The 19,777-nt window shown below is 59.3% G+C and carries 13 protein-coding genes and 3 pseudogenes; 8 read left to right on the forward strand and 8 right to left on the reverse strand.

The annotated features are described in order from the left end of the window. Positions 1 to 9: 9 nt before the first annotated feature. From GHK62_RS26700 to GHK62_RS26710, 3 genes and pseudogenes are all read right to left on the reverse strand, one after another. The gene (locus tag GHK62_RS26700; RefSeq protein WP_153442014.1) at positions 10 to 1,278 is read right to left on the reverse strand and encodes a hypothetical protein; all 1,269 of its coding nucleotides are present in this window, start codon (positions 1,276 to 1,278) and stop codon (positions 10 to 12) included. Next, on the reverse strand, positions 1,275 to 2,075 hold the full coding sequence (locus GHK62_RS26705) for a hypothetical protein (protein WP_153442015.1): 801 nt from the start codon (positions 2,073 to 2,075) through the stop codon (positions 1,275 to 1,277). Before GHK62_RS26705 ends, GHK62_RS26700 begins: the two co-directional genes overlap by 4 nt. Positions 2,076 to 2,472: 397 nt before the next feature. Then, positions 2,473 to 2,799: pseudogene (locus GHK62_RS26710) on the reverse strand (hypothetical protein); the annotation flags it as partial. Between the two features lie 308 nt (positions 2,800 to 3,107). Between GHK62_RS26710 and GHK62_RS26715 the strand changes: the two are divergent. The 4 genes from GHK62_RS26715 (at position 3,108) to GHK62_RS34590 (ending at position 8,394) form a co-directional block, all read left to right on the forward strand. Further along, positions 3,108 to 7,439, forward strand: coding sequence for an NACHT domain-containing protein (locus GHK62_RS26715; RefSeq protein ID WP_153442016.1), 4,332 nt, complete (start codon positions 3,108 to 3,110; stop codon positions 7,437 to 7,439). Further along, on the forward strand, positions 7,436 to 7,936 hold the full coding sequence (locus GHK62_RS26720; protein ID WP_153442017.1) for a hypothetical protein: 501 nt from the start codon (positions 7,436 to 7,438) through the stop codon (positions 7,934 to 7,936). The genes GHK62_RS26715 and GHK62_RS26720 overlap by 4 nt, the downstream gene beginning before the upstream one ends. An 85-nt stretch (positions 7,937 to 8,021) precedes the next feature. After that, positions 8,022 to 8,177 (forward strand): DUF2235 domain-containing protein, encoded by a 156-nt coding sequence (locus tag GHK62_RS34585; protein ID WP_167528373.1) that lies wholly within the window; start codon positions 8,022 to 8,024, stop codon positions 8,175 to 8,177. A gap of 7 nt (positions 8,178 to 8,184) precedes the next feature. Continuing rightward, the gene (locus GHK62_RS34590; protein WP_167528374.1) at positions 8,185 to 8,394 is read left to right on the forward strand and encodes a phospholipase effector Tle1 domain-containing protein; all 210 of its coding nucleotides are present in this window, start codon (positions 8,185 to 8,187) and stop codon (positions 8,392 to 8,394) included. 164 nt (positions 8,395 to 8,558) lie between these two features. On the opposite strand, the gene GHK62_RS35300 is transcribed toward GHK62_RS34590, so the two are convergent. The 3 genes from GHK62_RS35300 to GHK62_RS26740 all read right to left on the reverse strand — a co-directional run bounded on the left by GHK62_RS35300 (position 8,559) and on the right by GHK62_RS26740 (position 13,575). Beyond that, a complete protein-coding gene (locus GHK62_RS35300) occupies positions 8,559 to 10,292 on the reverse strand; it encodes a glucosaminidase domain-containing protein (RefSeq protein WP_167528375.1) in 1,734 nt (577 codons plus the stop codon). A gap of 350 nt (positions 10,293 to 10,642) precedes the next feature. After that, complete coding sequence (locus GHK62_RS26735) at positions 10,643 to 12,832, reverse strand: hypothetical protein (protein WP_153442020.1); 2,190 nt, start codon at positions 12,830 to 12,832, stop codon at positions 10,643 to 10,645. A 158-nt stretch (positions 12,833 to 12,990) separates the two neighbouring features. Further along, the gene (locus tag GHK62_RS26740; RefSeq protein WP_153442021.1) at positions 12,991 to 13,575 is read right to left on the reverse strand and encodes a hypothetical protein; all 585 of its coding nucleotides are present in this window, start codon (positions 13,573 to 13,575) and stop codon (positions 12,991 to 12,993) included. A gap of 234 nt (positions 13,576 to 13,809) precedes the next feature. Here GHK62_RS26740 and GHK62_RS26745 point away from each other — a divergent pair, with 234 nt between their 5' ends. The 4 genes from GHK62_RS26745 (at position 13,810) to GHK62_RS26760 (ending at position 17,800) form a co-directional block, all read left to right on the forward strand. After that, positions 13,810 to 15,357, forward strand: coding sequence for a DUF2235 domain-containing protein (locus tag GHK62_RS26745; protein WP_153442022.1), 1,548 nt, complete (start codon positions 13,810 to 13,812; stop codon positions 15,355 to 15,357). A gap of 171 nt (positions 15,358 to 15,528) precedes the next feature. Continuing rightward, on the forward strand, positions 15,529 to 15,942 hold the full coding sequence (locus GHK62_RS26750) for a hypothetical protein (protein ID WP_153442023.1): 414 nt from the start codon (positions 15,529 to 15,531) through the stop codon (positions 15,940 to 15,942). Between the two features lie 2 nt (positions 15,943 to 15,944). Continuing rightward, on the forward strand, positions 15,945 to 16,379 hold the full coding sequence (locus GHK62_RS26755; RefSeq protein ID WP_153442024.1) for a hypothetical protein: 435 nt from the start codon (positions 15,945 to 15,947) through the stop codon (positions 16,377 to 16,379). Further along, the gene (locus GHK62_RS26760; RefSeq protein ID WP_153442025.1) at positions 16,376 to 17,800 is read left to right on the forward strand and encodes a caspase family protein; all 1,425 of its coding nucleotides are present in this window, start codon (positions 16,376 to 16,378) and stop codon (positions 17,798 to 17,800) included. Before GHK62_RS26755 ends, GHK62_RS26760 begins: the two co-directional genes overlap by 4 nt. Before the next feature lie 331 nt (positions 17,801 to 18,131). Here the strand turns inward: GHK62_RS26760 and istB are convergent. Both istB and GHK62_RS26770 read right to left on the reverse strand, forming a co-directional pair. Then, a pseudogene (gene istB, locus GHK62_RS26765) lies at positions 18,132 to 18,759 on the reverse strand (IS21-like element helper ATPase IstB); the annotation flags it as partial. Next, a pseudogene (locus GHK62_RS26770) lies at positions 18,755 to 19,143 on the reverse strand (transposase); the annotation flags it as partial. The pseudogenes istB and GHK62_RS26770, both read right to left, overlap by 5 nt. Between the last annotated feature and the right edge of the window lie 634 nt (positions 19,144 to 19,777).

Here is a 19,777-nt window from a genome sequence, read left to right on the forward strand (position 1 = left end):
ACGTGGTCGTCACGGGACAGTGAACTCCATTACTTTGGCGTCGTTTACGAACTGGACGCTCCCAGATTGGACAATCGGCTCTTTCCCCTTCTGTTGCACAACCACCTTGAACGGCGTTGCTCCGGGGGCCTGTCCGCCGTTAACTCCGTAATACTTGACCTCAATGCCGTATCGCCCTGGCATCAATGACCTTTCACCAAAGCGAACGTGTTCTATGGGCTGTTGGCTGTACGTTTGATAGTTCTTGTCGATCTCCAGTTCCCCGCCGCAGGCCTTCTTGTTGCCGTGAAAAATCCTCTCTCCGTTCGGACAAACGACGATTAGGTCGAGATCGTTTGTGTTGTTCCAGACAAGACTTACCGTTGTTTCGTTCGGATTGAGATCGACCCCTTCCACACGGGTCCGTTCTCTCACCTGGTCTACCGGATCGGGCGGCGGCGCTGGAATGCAGCTGGCGACCTTGACCCTTACCTGCTCCGTCAGAGCGCCGAGTTCGGCCGTCAGAGCGTCGCTCTGTCTTCTACCCGCCTCCATCTGCGGGTTTGGAAGCTGCCTGCAAAACGCGCCGTCTCCCCAGCCGTAGACGTAGCGATCGGTGAAAGGCACCCGTATTCCGCAAGCGGGGAGCAGGAACCATCCGATGACAAACGGGAGGACAAGCGCGAGCGTCCAGAGTGCCGACGACAGGATACCGAGCCAGTTCCTCGTGGCCGGTTTTGACGGGACAACGGGGGGAGTGACGGGTTCGCCCTGACCGATGTTGACCTGTGCCGTTTCAGGCAGCACCTTTACCGGCCTTCTAATGGCGTCGCCGCGCCCGCCTGAGAGGTCCGAAGTCTGTGCTTCGTAACCCCAGGCTGTCAGGACGATGGCGGCCTTGCCGGAAGGCACGTCTCCCAAAAGCCAGACGTCGTCATGGCCGGGGTATCGTACCGCATTGCGCAGCGCCGAGGCCGTGTTCTGGGCAGCCTGGTCGTTCCGCGACTCGTAACGTTCCGCGGCGCTCGTAATCACCGAGACGTCCGCCTGGAGGCGTTTCTTGTAGTAGTCCGCAAGCTCTTCGGGAATGGTTGACAGCCGCGTGATGGGGTCGTCGCTGTCGATGTACCAGTCAACACCTGTCTTGTCGTTCCGTTCCACGGGTTCGGCAAGCCGGAGCGCCACGCGTCCCTTGAACTCTCTCTCGAGTATCCCCTCCATTCGAGGCAGGGATCGATCGGCGGCAGAGCCAACCGGACGCATGTTCAGAAGGGAGGTCATAGTGATGAACTGGCTCATTGCGCACCACCCTGCTGACCTGCCGCCGGATTTGGCGTCGTCGACACCGCCTCTCGGGGCGGCAGCCCGACAAGCGTCGGGTCGATCGCGCATGCGTTCTTGCCGATCTCCGATTTCAGGAGGGTGATGTTCTGAGCGAGATTTTCGTTTTCCGTCGCCAATTGGGAGAGGACGCCCTGGTCCGCGGGGCTCTCCTTCTCATAGATCAGATTGCCCGGCCACGCCGTGTAGACGAGGATGGCCCCGAAGAGTGCGACAAGCGCGGCGGGGACCCACCATCGGACAGGTCGTTGCACGCCGGCGACCGTGACGGCCGGCGGCGGAGTCATCGCCGGAGCTTGTCGCCGGATTGGCTGGTTGGTCCGCTTGACGTGTGAGGGGTCCTTTGCTTCGATGCTACCCAAGCTCGCCCACTGCTTTCCAGGCAGGCGCGCCATCATGTCGGTCTTCAGGAAGCGGCTGATCGTTCCGTCGATGTGCCTCGCGTACGCGGCCTCGGAAACCGTGGCCGCAGACGGCAACGCGCCCCAGTTGGTGAGTACCGCATGCTCTCCGACGGCCATGACGAATTTGTCGTCGTAGACGTTCAGCATGGCGGCGACCGTTTCCCCGATTTCCGGGTCGCGCAGCGCCGGCTTGAGCGCCTCCAGCCGCTGGATCAGGTCTTCTTCGACACGGGACAGTTTTGCCCGGTCTATCGCACCCAGTTCCTTCGGGTCATCGTCGTAGCTTCCGAACCAGGCGACGTTCAGTAGGTCGCCTCCGTCATCCCTCTTGACATTCGGTTCCGCGAACACCCGAGACGCGCCGTCGCCACAGAGCGCGTCGATTCGGGAAAACGTGTTCGCGCAGGAGTTCCAAAGCGGACTGCCTTTCAGGGACAGGACCTCTGAGGCTTTGACTTTCGTCGAGCGTACAAAATGAAAGTTGCCCGGCTTTGCCATAAAGCCCCCATGCCCAAACCAGTGTCCCCATGGGTATTTGCAACCGATGATCGATTGGTGTCAAGCTGATGGAACGGCGGTAAAAATCGTTTGTCTGAGTGCCTACGATACGAGTGAGGGGCAGTGGCCGAGTTCGAGAAGGGCTTCGCCTCAACGCCTAATCGCGGCGGGGCTTAGCAAGCCGTTGCTCCGTATCAATATGCCGACCGGAGTTCTTCCAGTCGCCGACTGTTTTATCGGACAAAGGTCGGGGATTGGCGTTGTGGCGCACATCGGCCACACACTGTCTTCGACCAACCTCTCGGCGCGGCCGCCGGCTTGCGAGAAGCCGCTCGAGACTCGAGAAACTGCCCGTGTAGCCGCGCTGTTTGATGTAGTGGAACGGATGCGGCCCCCAGGGATTGCCATCTTTCCAGCACACGGCGAGAAACAACTTGAAATATAAGGATGATGTTGCTTCGACGCCGACCTTCGTCGGTCGGGCGGTGTCTCGAAAGTCAGCCACTTCGCGATGCTGCGCCGGCCGTAGCCCAGTGCGACGCGCGATCTCCGAATAGGACAGACCTTCCCTGCGCAAAGGGGGCACAGTGGCCTCTTCTAGCTAGAGAGTGCCCATCTCAGCTACATAGGTGCCTGGCCCCTAGCTCGATTCTGCTCGTCACAGACGTAGCTCCCAAAGAATGCGATTGACTTCACGCGTGACACGCAATCCAATGAGCCCGTAAGTTGCGGGGGTGACGTACCCGTCGTCGAACAAGGGCGATGGTGAGCGAGATGAGGCATTCCATGATTGCGCACGGAACGCAAGGCGGCGTTCTCTGAACCCCTCAGCAGTTGAGGTCCGCAATCTTGCCTTGGTATGCAGGTTCGCGGGATTTGAAGCGCATGACGTCGCGTATCGCACAGCTTCATACGGCGCTTGTTGCCGGTCTCGTCGTATGCCTGGCCGCCCCGGCCAGCTATGCAGCGACAATATTGCCGCGTAGCGCCGAACAACTGACAGCCTATCAGGCGAAGTCCCACCTTGCCGGCGACCAAGTTCAGATCCTCGTCTCGCGCTGGTTCGGACAGATCAGGGAGAGCGACGTCGATGGTTCAATTGCCGCGATCGAGTTCCTGCGCGGCGCGCCATCCACTTTCTTAAAGCTTGCCATTCAAAAACTGCGCGACAGCGACGTCCTCGACAGGGTGTTTGCGGCGGCAAACGACGGGCAGAAGGACCGACTGCGAAACTCGCCGGCAATCAACGACAATCGGCTTCGCGATCTTCTGTGGCGCGATCACCTTGCGATGTTGCGGGCTGCGCTTGCCGAAAAAAGTGATGCGGGCAACACAACCGCTCTGTTCCTCATCGCCAACGTCAACGCGATGCAGCTGTTGCCGGGCCCTATCGCAGAGGAATATCTGAACGCCTTGCAGGACGACGCGCTCAACGATCAGCTGCGTGATGAGATTGCAGCCATGCTTCGCGGGCGCTGGGCCGAGCTTCGACCTCAGAAGGAAACACTCGCAGCTTGGTTGAAAGCTGGTGCTGCCGGCTCCGCGGCTGCCGATGCACGCCGTCGCCTGGCACTGTCGGTTTTCGCCAGACTCGGCGAACCGCTTTCCGACGCTGAAATCGATGATGTCGCAGCGGACAATCCTGCCGACTTTCTTGCAGTAGTCGCCGCTAGGCGGACGGTAGCGCAGGCCCATGTGTCGCAGCTTGTAGACATCTTGCGCAATGTCAGCGACCCTGGGCTTTGGACGGCGGCAAATGCCGCTTTGCGGGCGTCCGATCCGGCAGCCCTTTCGGCCTTCTATTCTGGGCTCGATCAACAGGCTGCGGCGATGTGGAGTCCGGCCATCCTCGATCGTCTCATTCGCTCCGCAGATCCGCAAGAGGCCACGGTCTTCAACAACTGGACTGCCGCCGGGACGGCGATCGACTGTGACGGTGTTCGCTGGCGACTGTCGCTCCTGCAGCGCCAGGCGAGCGCGCGCGATCTTCGATTTGGGCAGGCCTGGGACCTCCTGACAAAGGCAGCGGTCTGCGAAAACGATCTGTCCGGCGAGATCGACGATGCCCTGACGTCAATCGGGGGCGACGAGTTGCCCAGCCTGCTTGTCGACGCCCTCGACAGCGATGGGCCAGGTCAGCTGGCAAACATGACCTCGGTCCTGCCACAGGTCTCACGGTCGATGGCGGGGCTTCTCAACGACCGCCTCGCCAACCGCGATCTTGCCGCGGCAGAATGGCTCATGGATATCGGCATCATCCCCACCGACCAAGGTCTGCGGCAACGAAACTACTGGAGTTCGCCAGCATCTGGAGAAAGGCTTGATGTCATCGACCTCAGGGCGCTGCAGGTAATGAGTGCTCCCCCTCCCGAGGCGCTTTTGACCGCCAAGACCCTGGCCGGATCGGATGGAGCAGGCGTGGCGATCCGAAGCGCCGCGCTGATGGCGCTCGCTGCCCATGCCCCGGCAAAGGAGAAAGCGGAGGCGTTTCTGTCGGCCGTTGAGAGCGGCAATGCGGCAATCGCGCGACCGGCGATTATACTGCTTGCCCAGACCTATGACGAAGCAAAGCCGGGAGCCGGGCTGTCGCTGCCCGAGGTAGACGTCATGGGCACGATGCGGACCTGGCCGGATGTCTCGGCCGATGCCACGGTCCTGCTTAAGACGCTGGTTCGCTACGATGCCAACTTTGCGCGCGATTATGCTGATTCGCTCGACGGCGGAGCCTATGCTCTGGAGCCGGGCAACAAGTGCTTGACGTTGGCAGAGTCGCCGACGATCGATGCGCGGCTTCTCGCTCCCGTGCTGAATATTGCGGTCGGCAATGCCGACGTCGCTAGTCAGAACCTCGCCCTCGCCTGTGTTGCGACACTCAGTCGGCCCGGCGCTGCGACGGCGCTTCTTTCCGAGGCATGGCGCAATATCGCCGCAACGGATCCGACGATCGCGCTCAAGGCGCTCAAATCGCTTTGGGAGGTTGAAGGCTTTCGCGAAGTCGCAAGCAGGGAGCTGGAGATCAAGATCGGCCAGATCGCTGGCCGCCTGGCACAAAGCGCGCCGCTGTCGACAGAGGCCATGAGCGCTCTGAGCTATTGGAAGCATGAGCTTGCGGCCATCGACCCGGCAGAGGCGCAGACGATCTCGACGGAGCTAAACAAACGCCGCCTGTTCGCCTTTCTGGCGCTGGTGCCGTCGGCAATCGTCGTCCATCTCCTCCTTTGGGGTTTGCTGTTGACCGCCTACCCGCGATTCGCCTGGATCCAGGCCGTCGTCTTCTGGAACCCAATCATGCGCCGGATTCTCGGACTCGGTTATATCGATCTCGTCCTGCTCCATCTTGGCTTTGCCCGTCGCCGGATTTATGCACCTTTCAAAAGCTCGCTGCTCGGCGATATCCTCTCTGAAAATCCGAACCAGCTCGACCGGATCTCCTATTTCACCGACAGCAGGGTATGGCATCGGCCCCGGGTCGATGCCCGGCACACCGGCGCCGCTAACTCCATCAGTGCCGATCAACCGATCCTGCAGGCGCTTTCGCGTCACAGGGGGCGTGTGCTCCTTCTCGGAAAATCCGGCCTCGGCAAATCGAGCTTCCTGCGCTTCTCGCTTGCGGCGCGAGCAAGGCAGGACAGGGATGTCATCGCCTACCTGCGCGCCGATCAATGTCGCAACGGCGTCGAAGCCCAACTCGAGGAGCGACTGAACGGTCTTGCGAGGGGCAACGACCTTCTGAGCGCGATGATTTATGCCGGCCGGATCTTCATCTATATCGACGGTTACAACGAAGTCGACCTTGCCACGCAGGATGCGATCACCGGCTTTCTGGCGCGCTACCCCTTTGCGAATGTCCTTGTCGCCAGCCAGATCCCATTGAGGGGCTTCAGCACGATCGAAACCTTTGAGATGATCCCGCTGACTGGCGAGACGATCCGCGACTTCCTCGTGTCGCGCGAGCCCGTCCTTGCCGAAAGCGTACCGGTCCGCGGCGAACTCTTCGACAAGGTGGCGGTGAGCTTTCTTGCCGACGTCAACGCCCGTCCCCGTGACGACGCCGAGAAGAAGGCCTTTGACGATATCTTGTCGAACCCGATGGATTTGACATCCATCGCTATCCTGCTCGGCGATGGCCGCACACCCGATCTCTTCGCGCTTGAAGCCCAACAGCTCGAAGGCGTCGTGCAAAAGCTTGCCGCAACAGATCAAAAATTCCGCACGGCGGCACTCTCCAACGCGCTTCTGGAGCAGCGGCTGCAGGATCAGGAGAACCTCCAAAAGCTGCCGTTCCAGCCGGAAGTGGCCGCCCTTGTGACGAGCAAGCTGGCGATCGTTCGAACCGATGCCGACGACGCCGGAGCGGTCGCCGCCCAGGAGATCCGATTCCGCCACGATCGCATCCGCGATTACTTCACGCATTTTGCCTTCCTGGGGTTTACAGCCGAAAAGCAGGCCGAGTTCGCGGAAGATGCCCGCTTTGCCGGCGTGTTTCCCTACCTCGCCCGCGCGCTCCCGCAAAGCGAGGCCGAGGCGCTGCGAGAAAGGTTGATCACGCGCGCCGCCGATCTCGAGGATCACAGGGTCAGCGACAGTTTCGTCCGGGAATATAGCTGGCGACAGAAAATATCGGCCCAGGATCCGGCTTGGCTCCCCGACTATGATGTGCCGGAGGTTCGCGAATCCGACAACCGGCTGTTCGAGCTGACCCGCCGCCGCCAGGAGATTGATGAAGAGGTCAACGCAAATCGCGATCTCATTTCAAGATCGCGGGCCATGACGAGGATCCTCGCTGCCGCCGATCCCAATTTCCTCAGAGACGCTGCCGTTGTGATCTTCCAGGAAATGGGCGGCGACCTAGAATTGGGGGACGAAGGCGCCTCCAAGGCACTGCTTCGAAGCCCCGACGGCATCTCATTCCGGGTCGTGGGGCTAAGCCAACCACAGGCGATCAAGAGCTTTCACGTCGAGGTGCTGGTGGCGCGGTTCACCGGGTCGAACACGATCCCATTCATCGTGACGAACGCACGGGCCCTTGAGGATCCGCTGACAAGGGGCGAGGACCTCGATCCTCGCGATCGGCAGGCGCTCTTGTCCGTCGGCGCTTATGTGATCTCGGCCCGTGCGCTTTATGACGCGTTCCTGCAGGCGCATGGACAAACGTCTCATGATCAGTTCTGGCATTTCGTTTTCCCGACACAAAAACAGACGGGGACCAGCGCATGAGATGGGGGGCTGTCGGTCTTTTCATCGCTAACTCAGCCGGCATGGCTTTGGGCGAGGACTTCAAGAACAGCTATGTCAGATTCAGCCTTCCGACAGGCTGGACGTGCCGCGCCGAGGGGACGGAATTTGTCTGCGATCCGCCGCATCTAAATGGTCAGCCGGTTCCTGCGATCATGATCATGACCGCGAAAATCTCCGGTCCCGACGACAATTTGACGGCCTATATCGAGCATTTGAAAGCAGCCGCCAGGGCCGTCGGCCCCGACGCCATGATGCAGGCGCCCACCCTGAGGACGATAAACGGCGTCGCCTGGGTGGACTGCACCATCGAGGGATCGGAGATCAAAAACTACAGGACACGGTATCTGGCTGTCTCAAAGAACGGTGTCGCGATCCTCTATACACTCTCGGCGCACAAGGATTATTTCGACAAACTCATCGGATCAGCGATTCTCGCGGTCAACACGCTGCAAGTGCTTGATGACTGGAAGAAGTAAGGCTTGTCGCGACCGCCCTATGCCGCTCAATCGAGGTCTCTTCTGTGACGGCACCTGGAGTACTCCTGACTGAGGGGACGGTGGCTTGCCGGCGCCGACCAATGTCGTGAAACTCCGCAATGCGCTTGCGCCCGCCGACAAGGATGGCTTCGAACAGCGGAGCTCTCACTATCCCGGCGTCGGTGCGGAGGGCGGATGGTGGGACCGCATCGCCGGGGCCGGCATGGGAGGGGCTCGATGAGAACATCATGAGCGCGTACAACTGGCTTGCGCGAAACTACGGGAGCGGAGCGAAGATCTGGCTCTTCGGCTTCAGCCGGGGCGTACACCGCGCGCAGTCTCGGTGGAAGACGAGCTTCACACCATCAAGTAGCGGCTATCTCTTCGCCTTCGCCAATGATGCCTGGCAGACCTACGACAACAACCGCGGAAGCGTGAAGTCGACCATCGCACGATAGAACCTCCCCGTGCGCGGTACGGCAGGCGTCGAATCCTCTTTTATAGTGTTGCCCGTCTTGCCAGACGGGCAAAGGTAGCTGTGGCGCTTTAAAGCAAAGCGCTGCCTGTTTCCTTAAATCAAATCGCCTCCGATCTGACGCGTCGAAACACGTCCCGGAATTTTTTAGCTCTCCAACGGGTTTATGTTTCCCGCGGACCTATGGTCCTCCACACGTCGAGCGGCGATACGGTTGGCAAAGTAGCGTCCGGCAAGACCGAGACCGAGAATGGCCAGTGATCCGCCGAAGCCGGGCAACGTGCTGGCGGCGACGCCGGACAGGCCCTGCATGATCGTCTGCAACACGCTGCCATCTTTAAAGAAAGATGGCAGGACGTCGAAAACCGTCCGCAGCGCATCCGGTTGGGCTGTTGCGATGTCCCGCGCTGCCTCCACGGCCCGTGCGATAGCGGGGTTATTCGAGACCGTCTCCACGGGAAGGGACTTCAGGACGGCAATGGCGTTCGCCACGTCGGGCGAAAGCGACAGTCCGTTCAGTTGTGCGATGAACGTTCGCGCGGACGCTGCGATCCGCGTAAGGTCAGCGTCGGCAGTCGTTTGGCCAAGCCGTTGAACTTCATCGAGCAACGGCAACAGCCCATCAGGGATGCGGCCACCGGCCGGTGTTGCCACGCCGCCGGATGCATTGACGACCGCACTGTTGCCGATGCCGAACGCGCCGAGACCCGCTGCAATCCAACTCAACACGCGGCTCCGGCCGGCATCGAGCACAATGCGGGAGCCGCCGGCCGCGAGCTCGCGCTCCCCGGCGGTTACCCGCTCTTCGTCGAGCACGCGGCGCCGCGCGGTCGCGAGGGCAGCGTCGGTCACCTCGTCGACGACGCCTGTGGTCGGTAAACCGTTGTCATTCTGGAATGCGAGCAACGCGCCGGCCGTAAGCGAGCCGAAGTTCCCGTCGATTTCGCCGAGCTTATAGCCAAGCTCGACGAGACGCCTCTGAAGAGCCTTCACGCGGATCGGGTCGACATCGCCTTGCTTCAAGGGACTGGGCACGCGAACCTCCTCAATTTCGATGGATGCGGTGTCGTCAAGATTGCGAAGATCGAACGCGTAAAGATCGTTCTTTCGCATGATCGATCGGAGCAGGGAGCCATAGTTTGGGTCCGTCGCATAGAGACCCGTCAGCGCATCTGCGAAGCGATCGGGATCGTGCGCCAATTTCCGGACTTTTGCATAGACGGCTGCCGAGCCGAGAAGCTCGCCGTGTTTAACAAAGGCGTCGTCGAGGCTTGCAAAAACCCGAAAGTCGGCCTGGACTCTCGTCACTCTGCCGTTGATCGATTCCCTGGTCCAAGCCTTGACCGAAGGCTGGCCTTTCAGGGCCTTGATGCCAAACGGGTTGTTCGAGCCTGGCGGCATCGAAGCACCATAGCCGCTTTCGAGCGCCCACTGCGCCAAAGTCACAGACGCGGGAATTCCCCACCGGCGCTGCGTCGTCTGCGCGGCTCGTATGACGTCGATGTTGAAACGCTCGGGCACTTCGACGGAGATCGGCGCATCTTCCTCGGCGTCGAAGGTCTCGTCTTCGTCCTCCGCTACGTCCTCGCTGAGTCCGGACCCTGTCTCCAAAGCCCATTTGGGAGGGTTGTTCCAACCTTCCTCTGCGGCTTCCACCAGCCACCGCGGTGCGTTTGCCGATTTCCCCTTGCTTCCCCATACAATCCGGCTGTGGTCGCTGGGCGTCCTTCCAAATCCCACATGCAGCGTCTCCGGCCCCATGTAATCGATTCCGGCGCCGATGCCGGTGGCGCCGTTCGCGGCGGCCGCAATGACGAAACGCTTGACGTAGACATCGGCGTTGTCGTCGCTGAATTGCCTCGTCACTCCCTTCGCGACCAAGTGAAGATCCGCCGCCCTGCCGCCGTTGTGCCGCGTCGAACCAGTTGACAGTCCCTTTGTTCCCGGCTGCCCGCCAGAGGTTACGAAGATCGTGTCGATTCCCGCTGCATTGCCTGCCTGAAGTAGAACGGCTTCAAGCTCTTTGCTGATCGGACGGTCTCGAATTTTTCCAATTAAGCCTGACTGATCGATCCTTGTCATTTTCGCGCCCCTCGACAGGAAGAAATAACTGAGAATGAACCGGCTTTATTAAGTAATAACGCCCTCGGGCGTATTCTAACATTCATTCTATATCGCGGTGAGAACTTACCTATATTATCGTGAGGGTCCCCGTTATAGCAGAACATGTCTCACCGGTTCGCAACGTTTGTTTGCCTCACGCACGTCTTTGACGTCACGCCCAATCGGTTCTGCAGGCAATCCAGGTCCTCGAGGTTTTGTGCCTCGCAGGTCATCGGCGCAACGTCTGTTGTCTCGAGCAACTTATCGACAATGTCGCGGGCATTCGCTGACAGTGACCAGTTCATTGGCACCGCGAGTGAGCAGAGATCGAGCGTATAGATGTCGGTCGGCGCCGTCTGGCCGGGAGCGGTTGGCGCCTGCCTGATCAGCAACGTCTCCAGCCGTTCGCCGTGCGCATTTCGGCTTGAATAGAGCCCCTGTATCGGCCCTAGCATGTCCGGAGCGAAGTTCGCGAACGACGTCGAGCCGGGGCATCCGTCCTTGGTTGTGGTGTCGCGGCAGGCGATCGGCTTCGAGGGGCCACTCTGCGGCCCCCGGCCCGGCCTGCCGAGAGGCGGGTTCTTGCCGCTGTTGGTGATGAGGAGGAAGATCGGCTCAAGTTTGTCGCTCGCGGGCACGATGTTGCCCGACAGGAGCGACTGCGCCAGGTCTCGTAGGATCTCCACGCCGGCCGCGTCGAAATAGCCGCCATCGACCAGATGCAGCCGTGAGACGTCGGCTGGCATGTTACCCGGCGCACTAATTGTCCCGGCCGGACTGACATAGGGAAAGCGAGCGCCGTTGAGGATCGCCGTCGACAGGCGCACATCGGCATTGGCGACTGTGTGGAAATCCCAGGCGTCGATCCTGCTTTCGAAGTTCAGGCTGCTGGTCAGGATCGGCCGTCCATCCTCCTGCAGCGCGCCGCCAATGAGCCAGATCGGCGTCCAGCTTTGGCGGTCGGACCAAAGGGACAGGAAATCACTCTCCAGGAAATCTGCAGAACTGCAGCCGGTCCTTTGGCATGTCTGCGCCCAACCGACTTCCCAGCCGCGCTCCAACGACCAGGCCCGGTCGGGGAGGAAGGAAATCGGGATGAAGCGCTGCAGCAGATCCGGGAAGGCGCCGCCCGCCAATGCCGGGCTCAGATAGTCCTGGCCGACGAAGTCGGAGACAGCGCTTGATAGGTCCTTGTTCGAGCCGCCGGCGACCAGGTCGGGACGGGTCTTGATGGTTGAAAGAAACCCGGCAACGCCAAGGCTGCCTCCCGAGATCGAACTGATGGCGAAGACGTGCTTGGAGAACCGGCCGGCTGTTTCCTCTTCGAGTTTGGAAAGAACCGTGCCTGTCCAGTATCCGGCGCGGGATGCACCACCGGCGCTGGCAACGAAGATAATCGGAATGGGGTTGCTGCCGACGTCGCCGATGCCCGCCCGCCAGGACTCATACGCCCGCGCAAGCGTCAGGCGGTCGCCGATGGCGGCCTGTTGCTGCGCCGGGTCGCTCGCAGCAAAGCGAATGCCGTGATTGTCCACCACAAGGCTGACGAGAGCAGCGATGATGATAAGCGTCTCGACAACACGAATATGATAGGCGTCTCCGAGCAGCATCAGCCAGATCAGAACTGGGATGATCAGCGCCGCCGCTATGAGTACCACGGCGACTGGGCCGATTTTGACAGGAATCGTGACGGGATCGATCGAAACGATCACCATGCCGACAAGCGCGGCGATCAGTCCGCCATAGAGGACGAGCGAGCGTAGCGACGGCCACCGTGTTGGCCTGCCAGACGGCTGCCGTGCCTGTGTTCGCTTGCTGATCAACCTGTGCGCCCGAGCGGCGAGAAAATTCACCGTCTGCAATCGGAACCAAAGGAACACCAGTAGTCCAAGACCGAGTAAAGCGAGCACCCAGGTAAGCCATGACGATGACGACTGGACGGTCTGCAAACTCATGAACAGCAGCGCGAACGGAACGATGCTCAACAGGCGGGGCGTCAAGAGCAGGTACCAATTGTTCTGCCAGTTCTGGCGCTCGTCGAATTTCTCCTGGACGATCACTCGCGCCCAGAACCAGGCCTGCAGGCCAAGAAGGAAGACCGACGCACACAGCCAGAAGATCTGCCATGTGAGGGATGGCGTGTGATCCGATTTCACGTCCGTCACGGTGAGGACGAGGTCTTGGCCCTGCGAGGTAAAGGCAAGGATCGAGCCGGTTCCGGCAACAATCGCGAAGATCAGGAAAAAGCCGCGTGTCTTGAAGAGAACGCTTGCCGAACGTTGCCAAAAGTTGGCCTTAGATTCTGTCGATCCTGCCATACGCGGTCCCCTCGCAAATGGTTTGAATGCCGCGGTCGCGCGGGCTCAAGACCAGGGGAGGAGAGGTCGGAGCCCGACGGGATGCGCCGTTCGCCCTGCAGCGCCGCGCGCCCTATCGAACGCGCAAAGCTCGCTGCAGCGCTTTAAACATCGTGAATCTATGACTGCCCGGCCGGCGCCGGAGTCGCTGCTTCTCCAAAGAATATGTAGGCTAAGCCCACAATAAGTGCCACAAAAAGAGGGATAAGATTGATCCACTTTAGTGTATAGTTATATCTGATATATTCTATTATGCCGAGAGATGCCGAATCCTCGAACTTCGTTTTTAAATCTGCAGCTACATACTTGCTTTCTACCCAGTCCAAGGGTCGCTTTCGCCAAACTCCGCGCTGAAGAATGCTGACCTTTTGCCTGTGGACGGTGAAGTATTTATCATAAAAGGTCGATAAAGCAGATGCGGCAAGAGATATGATGCATATCGTCACAGTCGATATGGCAATTGCCCACCCCGGCCTCAGCGCGTGTGCGAAGAAGGATGAATTTCCGATAAGCATCACTGAGCCGAACACAGCGAAGTTAGCCTTGGTAATGTCCAGGACTGTCCGCTCTGTGTCGAAAGATTTGTTGCTCTCATATGTGTACAACTGAACCATTATTCCGACGTCCGTCGGGTCAGCCGTCGCGTACTCGGTGTGGGCAAGTTTTTCTATGGCGCCTCGGATGTCTTCTTTTGAATTCGGCATCGAAAATAATCCCCCTCGGCCAGGCCGGCGCCGAGTGGTCGCGATAAAATAGAGTATTTAAGCACCTACTATATCATGGTTGCATTTATAAGCAAGTAGCAATATTCTCTGCGCTCTACCAGTGAGAGCGCCACGAGATCGTTTGATGAGATGGATGAGGTCGGCGGGTTCACGTCATGCACGCCATCGTCGCGTAGGTTTCCAGTTAGGGATAGGGTATCCGGGGAGGGATAAATGCATCTGATCGTCTTTTGTGACGGTACCTGGAATACACCTGACCAAATGGACGGTGGCTTGCCAGCGCCGACCAATGTGGTGAAACTCCGCAATGCGCTTATGCCCATCGACAAGGATGGGCGGGAGCAGAGGATTTACTACCACCCCGGCGTCGGCACGGACGGCAGTTGGTGGAATCGCATCGCCGGGGGCGGCATGGGCGATGGGCTCGATAAGAACATTATCAGTGCCTACAACTGGCTAACGCGCAACTATGAAAGCGGAGCGAAGATCTGGCTATTCGGGTTCAGCCGCGGTGCGTACACCGTTCGAAGTCTCGGCGGAATGATTTCACGTTGCGGCCTATTGCGTACCCCTGGCATACGGGAGGAGGTGATTTGGTCAGCTATTGACGATCTCTTTGCAATCTATCGCACTCCGGAACAGAAAGCCAAGGCGGTGGTCGCTACGGGCACGCTGCCTTTCCACGAGCGAGAGAGTGGCCAGGCCTGCAAACATTCCATTCCGATACACTTCATTGGCGTATGGGATACTGTCGGCGCGCTCGGTGTGCCGGATGACCTGGCGCTCCTCAATTTGATTGACGACCCGGCCAAGCATCAGTTTCACGATACGGACCTGAGCCCTATCGTCGCGAACGCCCGGCATGCCGTCGCAATAGACGAAATGCGGCAGAGTTTCACGCCAACAATGTGGACCAACGTGGATGAAAACCCGGCCGTGCGACAGGTCTGGTTTCCGGGGGTCCATTGCGATGTCGGCGGCGGGTACGGTCGTTGCGGCCTGTCCGACCAGGCGCTCAAATGGATGATCGACGAGGCGGCACGTCTGGGGCTGAATTTCCGGGAGAGCCTTGATAGCCACCTCGCCGCTGATCCGCTGGGCCAGTTGCATGATTCTGTGACCGGTGTGTTCAAGTCGCTGAAGACGCGGCCACGCGAAGTCCCTCTCTTCTCGGAAGAGAACGCCCTGCTTCACAAATCAGCGCTGGATCGCCACAAGAACCCACCGCTGGCGCAAGGGGATTATTGGACGACGAAATGCCCGCTTGAAGGGCAAGCCGCAACCGTCGATGTTTTCGCCCGCGATCGCTGGAACTTTACCGGCCTCTATCTCGAGGCGGGAGTCCGTTATCAGTTCTCAGCGGCCGGTGAATGGATGGACAGTGGGATTAGCTGCGGGCCGCAAGGAACTCGCGACGGCAAGTTCCACCTCGGTGAAGTCGTGCAGATGGCCTCCTCAATTTGGGGAGAAGGCGAGGCGCTTTACAGCAAGCTGAGTGGCAATCACCAAATTGATTTCTGGTATACGCGGCGGGAAGAGGGCGCCGACTGGTTTGCGCTGATTGGCTTCGTCGCGAACGGTGTCTTGCCGACAGCCGATCCACAGACGAAAGCGAACTTTGCATCTCATGAGGTCTTCGTGATCGGTGAGAAAGCGAGCTTTAGGCCATCGAAGAGCGGCTATCTTTACGCTTTTGCCAACGATGCCTGGCAAGCCTACGACAACAATCGCGGAAGCGTGAAGCTGACGGTGGCGCGGTGACGCGGTGGCAGTTGGAGAGCACTTCATGGATGGCAATCCATTTCACTCGGGCGTTAATGATGCAACACGGATGCCTGTGCCGGTGTGAAGGCCAGCCTGCGTATGTCTCACCGGTGAACTGACCAAGACGCACATCTGGTTCTGGGGTACGTGATTGGGGAGTCGATGATCATGCGAGTTTTTGTCGGGGCTAGCATCGTGGCTATCGCAAGCGCGGCGAATGCCGGGCCGATAGAGGATGCGCAATCAACGCTAACGGGCGGCGACGTGCGCGAATGGCTCTCCGCGGGAATTACCAGCTGGATGTCGTCCGATCCAGCGTGCGCCTCCGGCGAGGTATATTCCTTTAAGTCGGACGGCACTGTCACCATTCGGACCTGCATCGATTCGATGTGGCAGAAGCGGTCGGAAGAATGGTCTCTGAAGCAGCAGAACCCGCTCGATATTGAGATTACGATCGGTCCTGACAGCTACTTGCTTCTGTTCGCCATGGCAGGTCAACAGCAGCAGATGATCCTGAGGAAGCTTGCAGATTCGAAAGTGGATCCGACGGTAGACCGAGAGTTCTACCTATCGGAAGACTGACGATGGATGATCGCCAAAAATGGTATTGGGATCTTGGGTTCAAGATAGTCGGGCCGCTGCTTACGGTGGCCGGGATATTGGTCGGGGTGTGGCAGTTCAATATTGGCGAGGAGCGCAAAGCCATTTACGAGCATGCATCCGCTCTCTGGCTCAAGCGACTGGATACCTACAGTGACGTCGCAAAACTCGCCGGCTCGATTGCGGCTGCGCCCGGCGGGCAGCCGGCGCAGTCCGATATCAATGCGTTCTTAGCGGCCTATTGGGGCGACATGATCTTGGTTGAGGACACCGAAGTCGAACGAACCATGATCGCATTTCGCACTGAAATCGAGGATTTCAAGCGGGGGCGCAGCAACACCGATCGTCTTAAGCAACGCGCCGACCACCTGATGAAATCGCTGAGGCAATCGCTCGAAGCCCGCGAGCCACAGCCATGAGGCTTCGAGTCTCTCACACGCTCCGCTTTGTGTCCTTGGTAATGGCCATACTTAACCCTGCGCCAACCCAAGCCGATGAGGAGCAATTTGCGCTCTATTTCGTGGCCATCGGCTCATCCCACTACGCTGAACCAGACACGCCGTTCACCAACGGCTTTCCGCGTATATACGGTGCGAACAAGAGCGCGCGCTTTGTGGCAAAAAGGCTTCTGTCCGGTGGTGCTCGATATGGCGTCCAACTTACCTCGGCGGCTGGGAGGTTCATCTCCGTCCGTGACATTCACGGCGCCATCGACGATGTTCTCGCCAGGATGGCGCTGGACGCACCTGCTAATCCGCTTTTCGTCTTCTATTTCGCAGGCCACGGGATTTCGGAAGGCGTGGCATGGAGTCAGTTCCTGGTCCCGGGCGATTTTCTCTATGATGGCAATCTGGCGGACAAAGAAATCGAACGCCTCGCCCATTCGGCACTCACCGCCGGTAATCTAGCGGAGCGGCTGAACACGGTGGAGGGTCGCTACCTGGCGATATTGGATGCCTGCTATGAAGGGCAAGAGGCTAATTTTGACCGGCCAGTGCTGACAGGGTCGGCTATCGAGAGTCTCAAGCAAGTGGCTTCAGTCTTGCGCTTCATGAACGAGTTTCACCAGGAAAGCCCAGTGTTATTTTCGACTACTCCCGGGTCTGTCGCACGCACGGTTGCAGATCCCACCGGAAGCAGCCCGGACCACATCGCTCCACTTGCGCGCCGCATCACCCTTCTCCTTGACGCCACAGCGGAAGGCAGCAGATCACTAAGCCTTTCGCAATTTATTGCTGCCATGAGAGCAACAGATCTGGATCCGGCAACGAAGCCGGTCATCACTCTCGCCACGCCGGCTGGCGATTGGGATCGGTCCTTCCTCGTGTTTTCGTCGCCAAAGGGCTTGATTGATGAACGTGTGGGAACGGCAGAGCAAGGCGTCCTGTGCTGTCAGACGCGCCCACTCGCTCGTCCGCGCGAGCGGACGGTAGCGGGCAGCGTCGTGGTTGAAGCGGAGCGAGGGGAGTACATCACGGAGGGCAAGACGATCCGCTTCACAGGTGAACTCACGATGGCAGTGCCAGAGCCAGGCACGGTCGAGCTGACATTCCGATATCAGGGTGAGGATTGGGAGCTAATCTTCGATGCGCCAGACCAAGACCGGCTTGCTGAAGTTTTGTATGACGGGGCTGGGCGTTATCCCTTTTCGGGTCCGGGCCAACCTGGGGTGTCGATTTCCGTTGGATCTCGAGGCTGCAACGAAGTCCATGGAAGCTTTCAAATTGAGCGGCTTGAAGAGACGGATGGCCAGATCAGCGCTTTCACCGCCGCCTTTGAACAGTATTGCGACGACAATACAAGTCCGATTAAGGGAAAGGTTCGGATCCCAGGAGGCTGACCGTGACGCTACTGGACGCCGGTGAGATCGCAAATCTACAGTTGCGGAAGCGCGACAACCGGAATCGCTATCATGTGCAGCGCCTCGTTGAATGTTCTCGTTATGTGCTAAAAGGATCGCATAATGTATCGACCGGAACCGGATGCGGGGGTCCAGCAGTGGACGTGTGAAAATTCGAAAATCGGAGAGTGAAGCAACCGTGCATCCAGTTAGGCGGTGGCGACGTGCGCGCTTCGCAAAAGCCGGACATTGGTTCCGCTAAATCCCGGACAGCCGTTTCACTAAAGTCCGGACAGTTTGACGAGGTTGGTCCTCGGCGGCCTGGTTACCATCAGGGCTGATTGATTTCGCCGTTTTCTGCAGCCGTCAAGAGGGGAGCGCTTTTTTGCTTTCGCATGCTCTCGCCGCGGAGGGAGGGTGATGCGGTCAGCATTGTGCACGATACGATCGAGTATGGCGTCGGCGACCGTGCTGTCGGCAATAAGGTCGTGCCAGCTCGCCATGGGGACCTGGGCTGTGAGCAGCGTGGATTTTCTCTGATAACGCTCCTCGACGATTTCGAAGAGGTGGAAGCGCTGCTGATCGGAGAGCGCATGTGTTCCAAAGTCATCGAGGATGAGGAGCTGGACGCGGGTGAGCTTGTCGATGAGGCGAGGGAAAGAGCCATCGCGGCGGGCAAGCGCGAGATCCTGGAACATGCGCGGCACGCGCACGTAGAGCACGGAGTGACCGGGCCTGGCCGCTTGCCTGCCGAAGGCACATGCCAGCCATGACTTTCCGGTGCCAGTGTGGCCGGTGATGATCAGGCCCTCATGGGCGGTGAGCCACTGCCCCTGGGCTAGCGCCATGGTGTTGCGCCGGTCGAGACCGCGGGCGGCGGCGAAGTCGATATCTTCGATACAGGCCTGGCAAAGCGTACCTTGGCGGAGGGCGAGCCGGTTACGGATGCGCTTGTCGGCACATTGTCGATTGCGACGCCAGATCCCGACCCGAAGGGGGTGCATCCTGGGCCATCTTGAAGATCGGATCGGAGCGCAGCCGGTTGGCATCATTGCCGTCCTCATAACCGGCGGCAATCATCTTCATGCGGAAGCCGATCATATCGGCCAGGCTGTGGACGACCTGGTCCGGGCAACGCGGATCATCGATGCAGCGTGCCAGACGCTCCGCCACCCGCACCGATTCTCCACCTCGGCCAGAGCCAGAACGCCACTGTTGGACGACAGCATGCCGCCGTCGAAACGGTCGACGACGGACTTGCCTTCGACAGATGACAAACCGCTCAGCGCAGCGTAGGACCGTTCATGGCGGGTGTGGTCTCCGGAAATGATTAGGATCGGCATAAGCAAAAAACAAAATCCTACGTCTTTCAACGGCTTGCACTAAATCCGCCAAGCCCATGAATTATCCGGGCTTAGCTAGTCGAGGACCTCTGGCTCGCCAATGCACAATGCCGCAAGTATACAACTTACCCAGCCTTTAACAACCAATAAGCTTTGGTCGGAGTAGTCCTTGTCAGCGTCTAGGGTGACGGCTGGAGCTGGAGCGGTCATTACAATGGCCAACGCCGTGGCAGCAAGTATCGTTCGTGGCCAGTGAGAGCGCAATTTCAGGAGCCTTGAGCGCGCCACAGCGTCTTTTTCTGAGGTAGGCATTTTTCGTTTTCCTTTTTTTGCATCACGGATTTCAAGAGGACCTGGTGTTATGTGCCATTGGGAGAGCCGGCGAAGCAGCCGATGTTCATGTGGTCGAGTCATAAGTTCTCCTGAATGTTTGTTTTACGAGAAACCCTTATGGCAGCCCTGGCTGACAGCCTGAAAGCGGTCTGCGGGATGGCGATCCTGTCTGATCGCAGCGAGATCCAATAGAGCTGGGGCGTCCCACGGGGTTCGCAGCCTGTATTGCTCTCGGATGAGATGTCATTGAACTCCTTGCACGCGACGGGCCATTCGGAACACGTATCATGGCTATGGATAT

The organism is Sinorhizobium terangae, from assembly GCF_009601505.1.
Lineage (GTDB): Bacteria > Pseudomonadota > Alphaproteobacteria > Rhizobiales > Rhizobiaceae > Sinorhizobium > Sinorhizobium terangae.

Bases quoted from the DNA above. Each gene is read 5' to 3' on its own strand.
- GHK62_RS26700 (WP_153442014.1), bottom strand. From the start codon at position 1,278: ATGAGCCAGTTCATCACTATGACCTCCCTTCTGAACATGCGTCCGGTT.
- GHK62_RS26715 (WP_153442016.1), top strand. From the start codon at position 3,108: ATGACGTCGCGTATCGCACAGCTTCATACGGCGCTTGTTGCCGGTCTC.
- GHK62_RS26720 (WP_153442017.1), top strand. From the start codon at position 7,436: ATGAGATGGGGGGCTGTCGGTCTTTTCATCGCTAACTCAGCCGGCATG.
- GHK62_RS34590 (WP_167528374.1), top strand. From the start codon at position 8,185: ATGAGCGCGTACAACTGGCTTGCGCGAAACTACGGGAGCGGAGCGAAG.
- GHK62_RS26735 (WP_153442020.1), bottom strand. From the start codon at position 12,832: ATGGCAGGATCGACAGAATCTAAGGCCAACTTTTGGCAACGTTCGGCA.
- GHK62_RS26740 (WP_153442021.1), bottom strand. From the start codon at position 13,575: ATGCCGAATTCAAAAGAAGACATCCGAGGCGCCATAGAAAAACTTGCC.
- GHK62_RS26745 (WP_153442022.1), top strand. From the start codon at position 13,810: ATGCATCTGATCGTCTTTTGTGACGGTACCTGGAATACACCTGACCAA.
- GHK62_RS26750 (WP_153442023.1), top strand. From the start codon at position 15,529: ATGCGAGTTTTTGTCGGGGCTAGCATCGTGGCTATCGCAAGCGCGGCG.
- GHK62_RS26755 (WP_153442024.1), top strand. From the start codon at position 15,945: ATGGATGATCGCCAAAAATGGTATTGGGATCTTGGGTTCAAGATAGTC.
- GHK62_RS26760 (WP_153442025.1), top strand. From the start codon at position 16,376: ATGAGGCTTCGAGTCTCTCACACGCTCCGCTTTGTGTCCTTGGTAATG.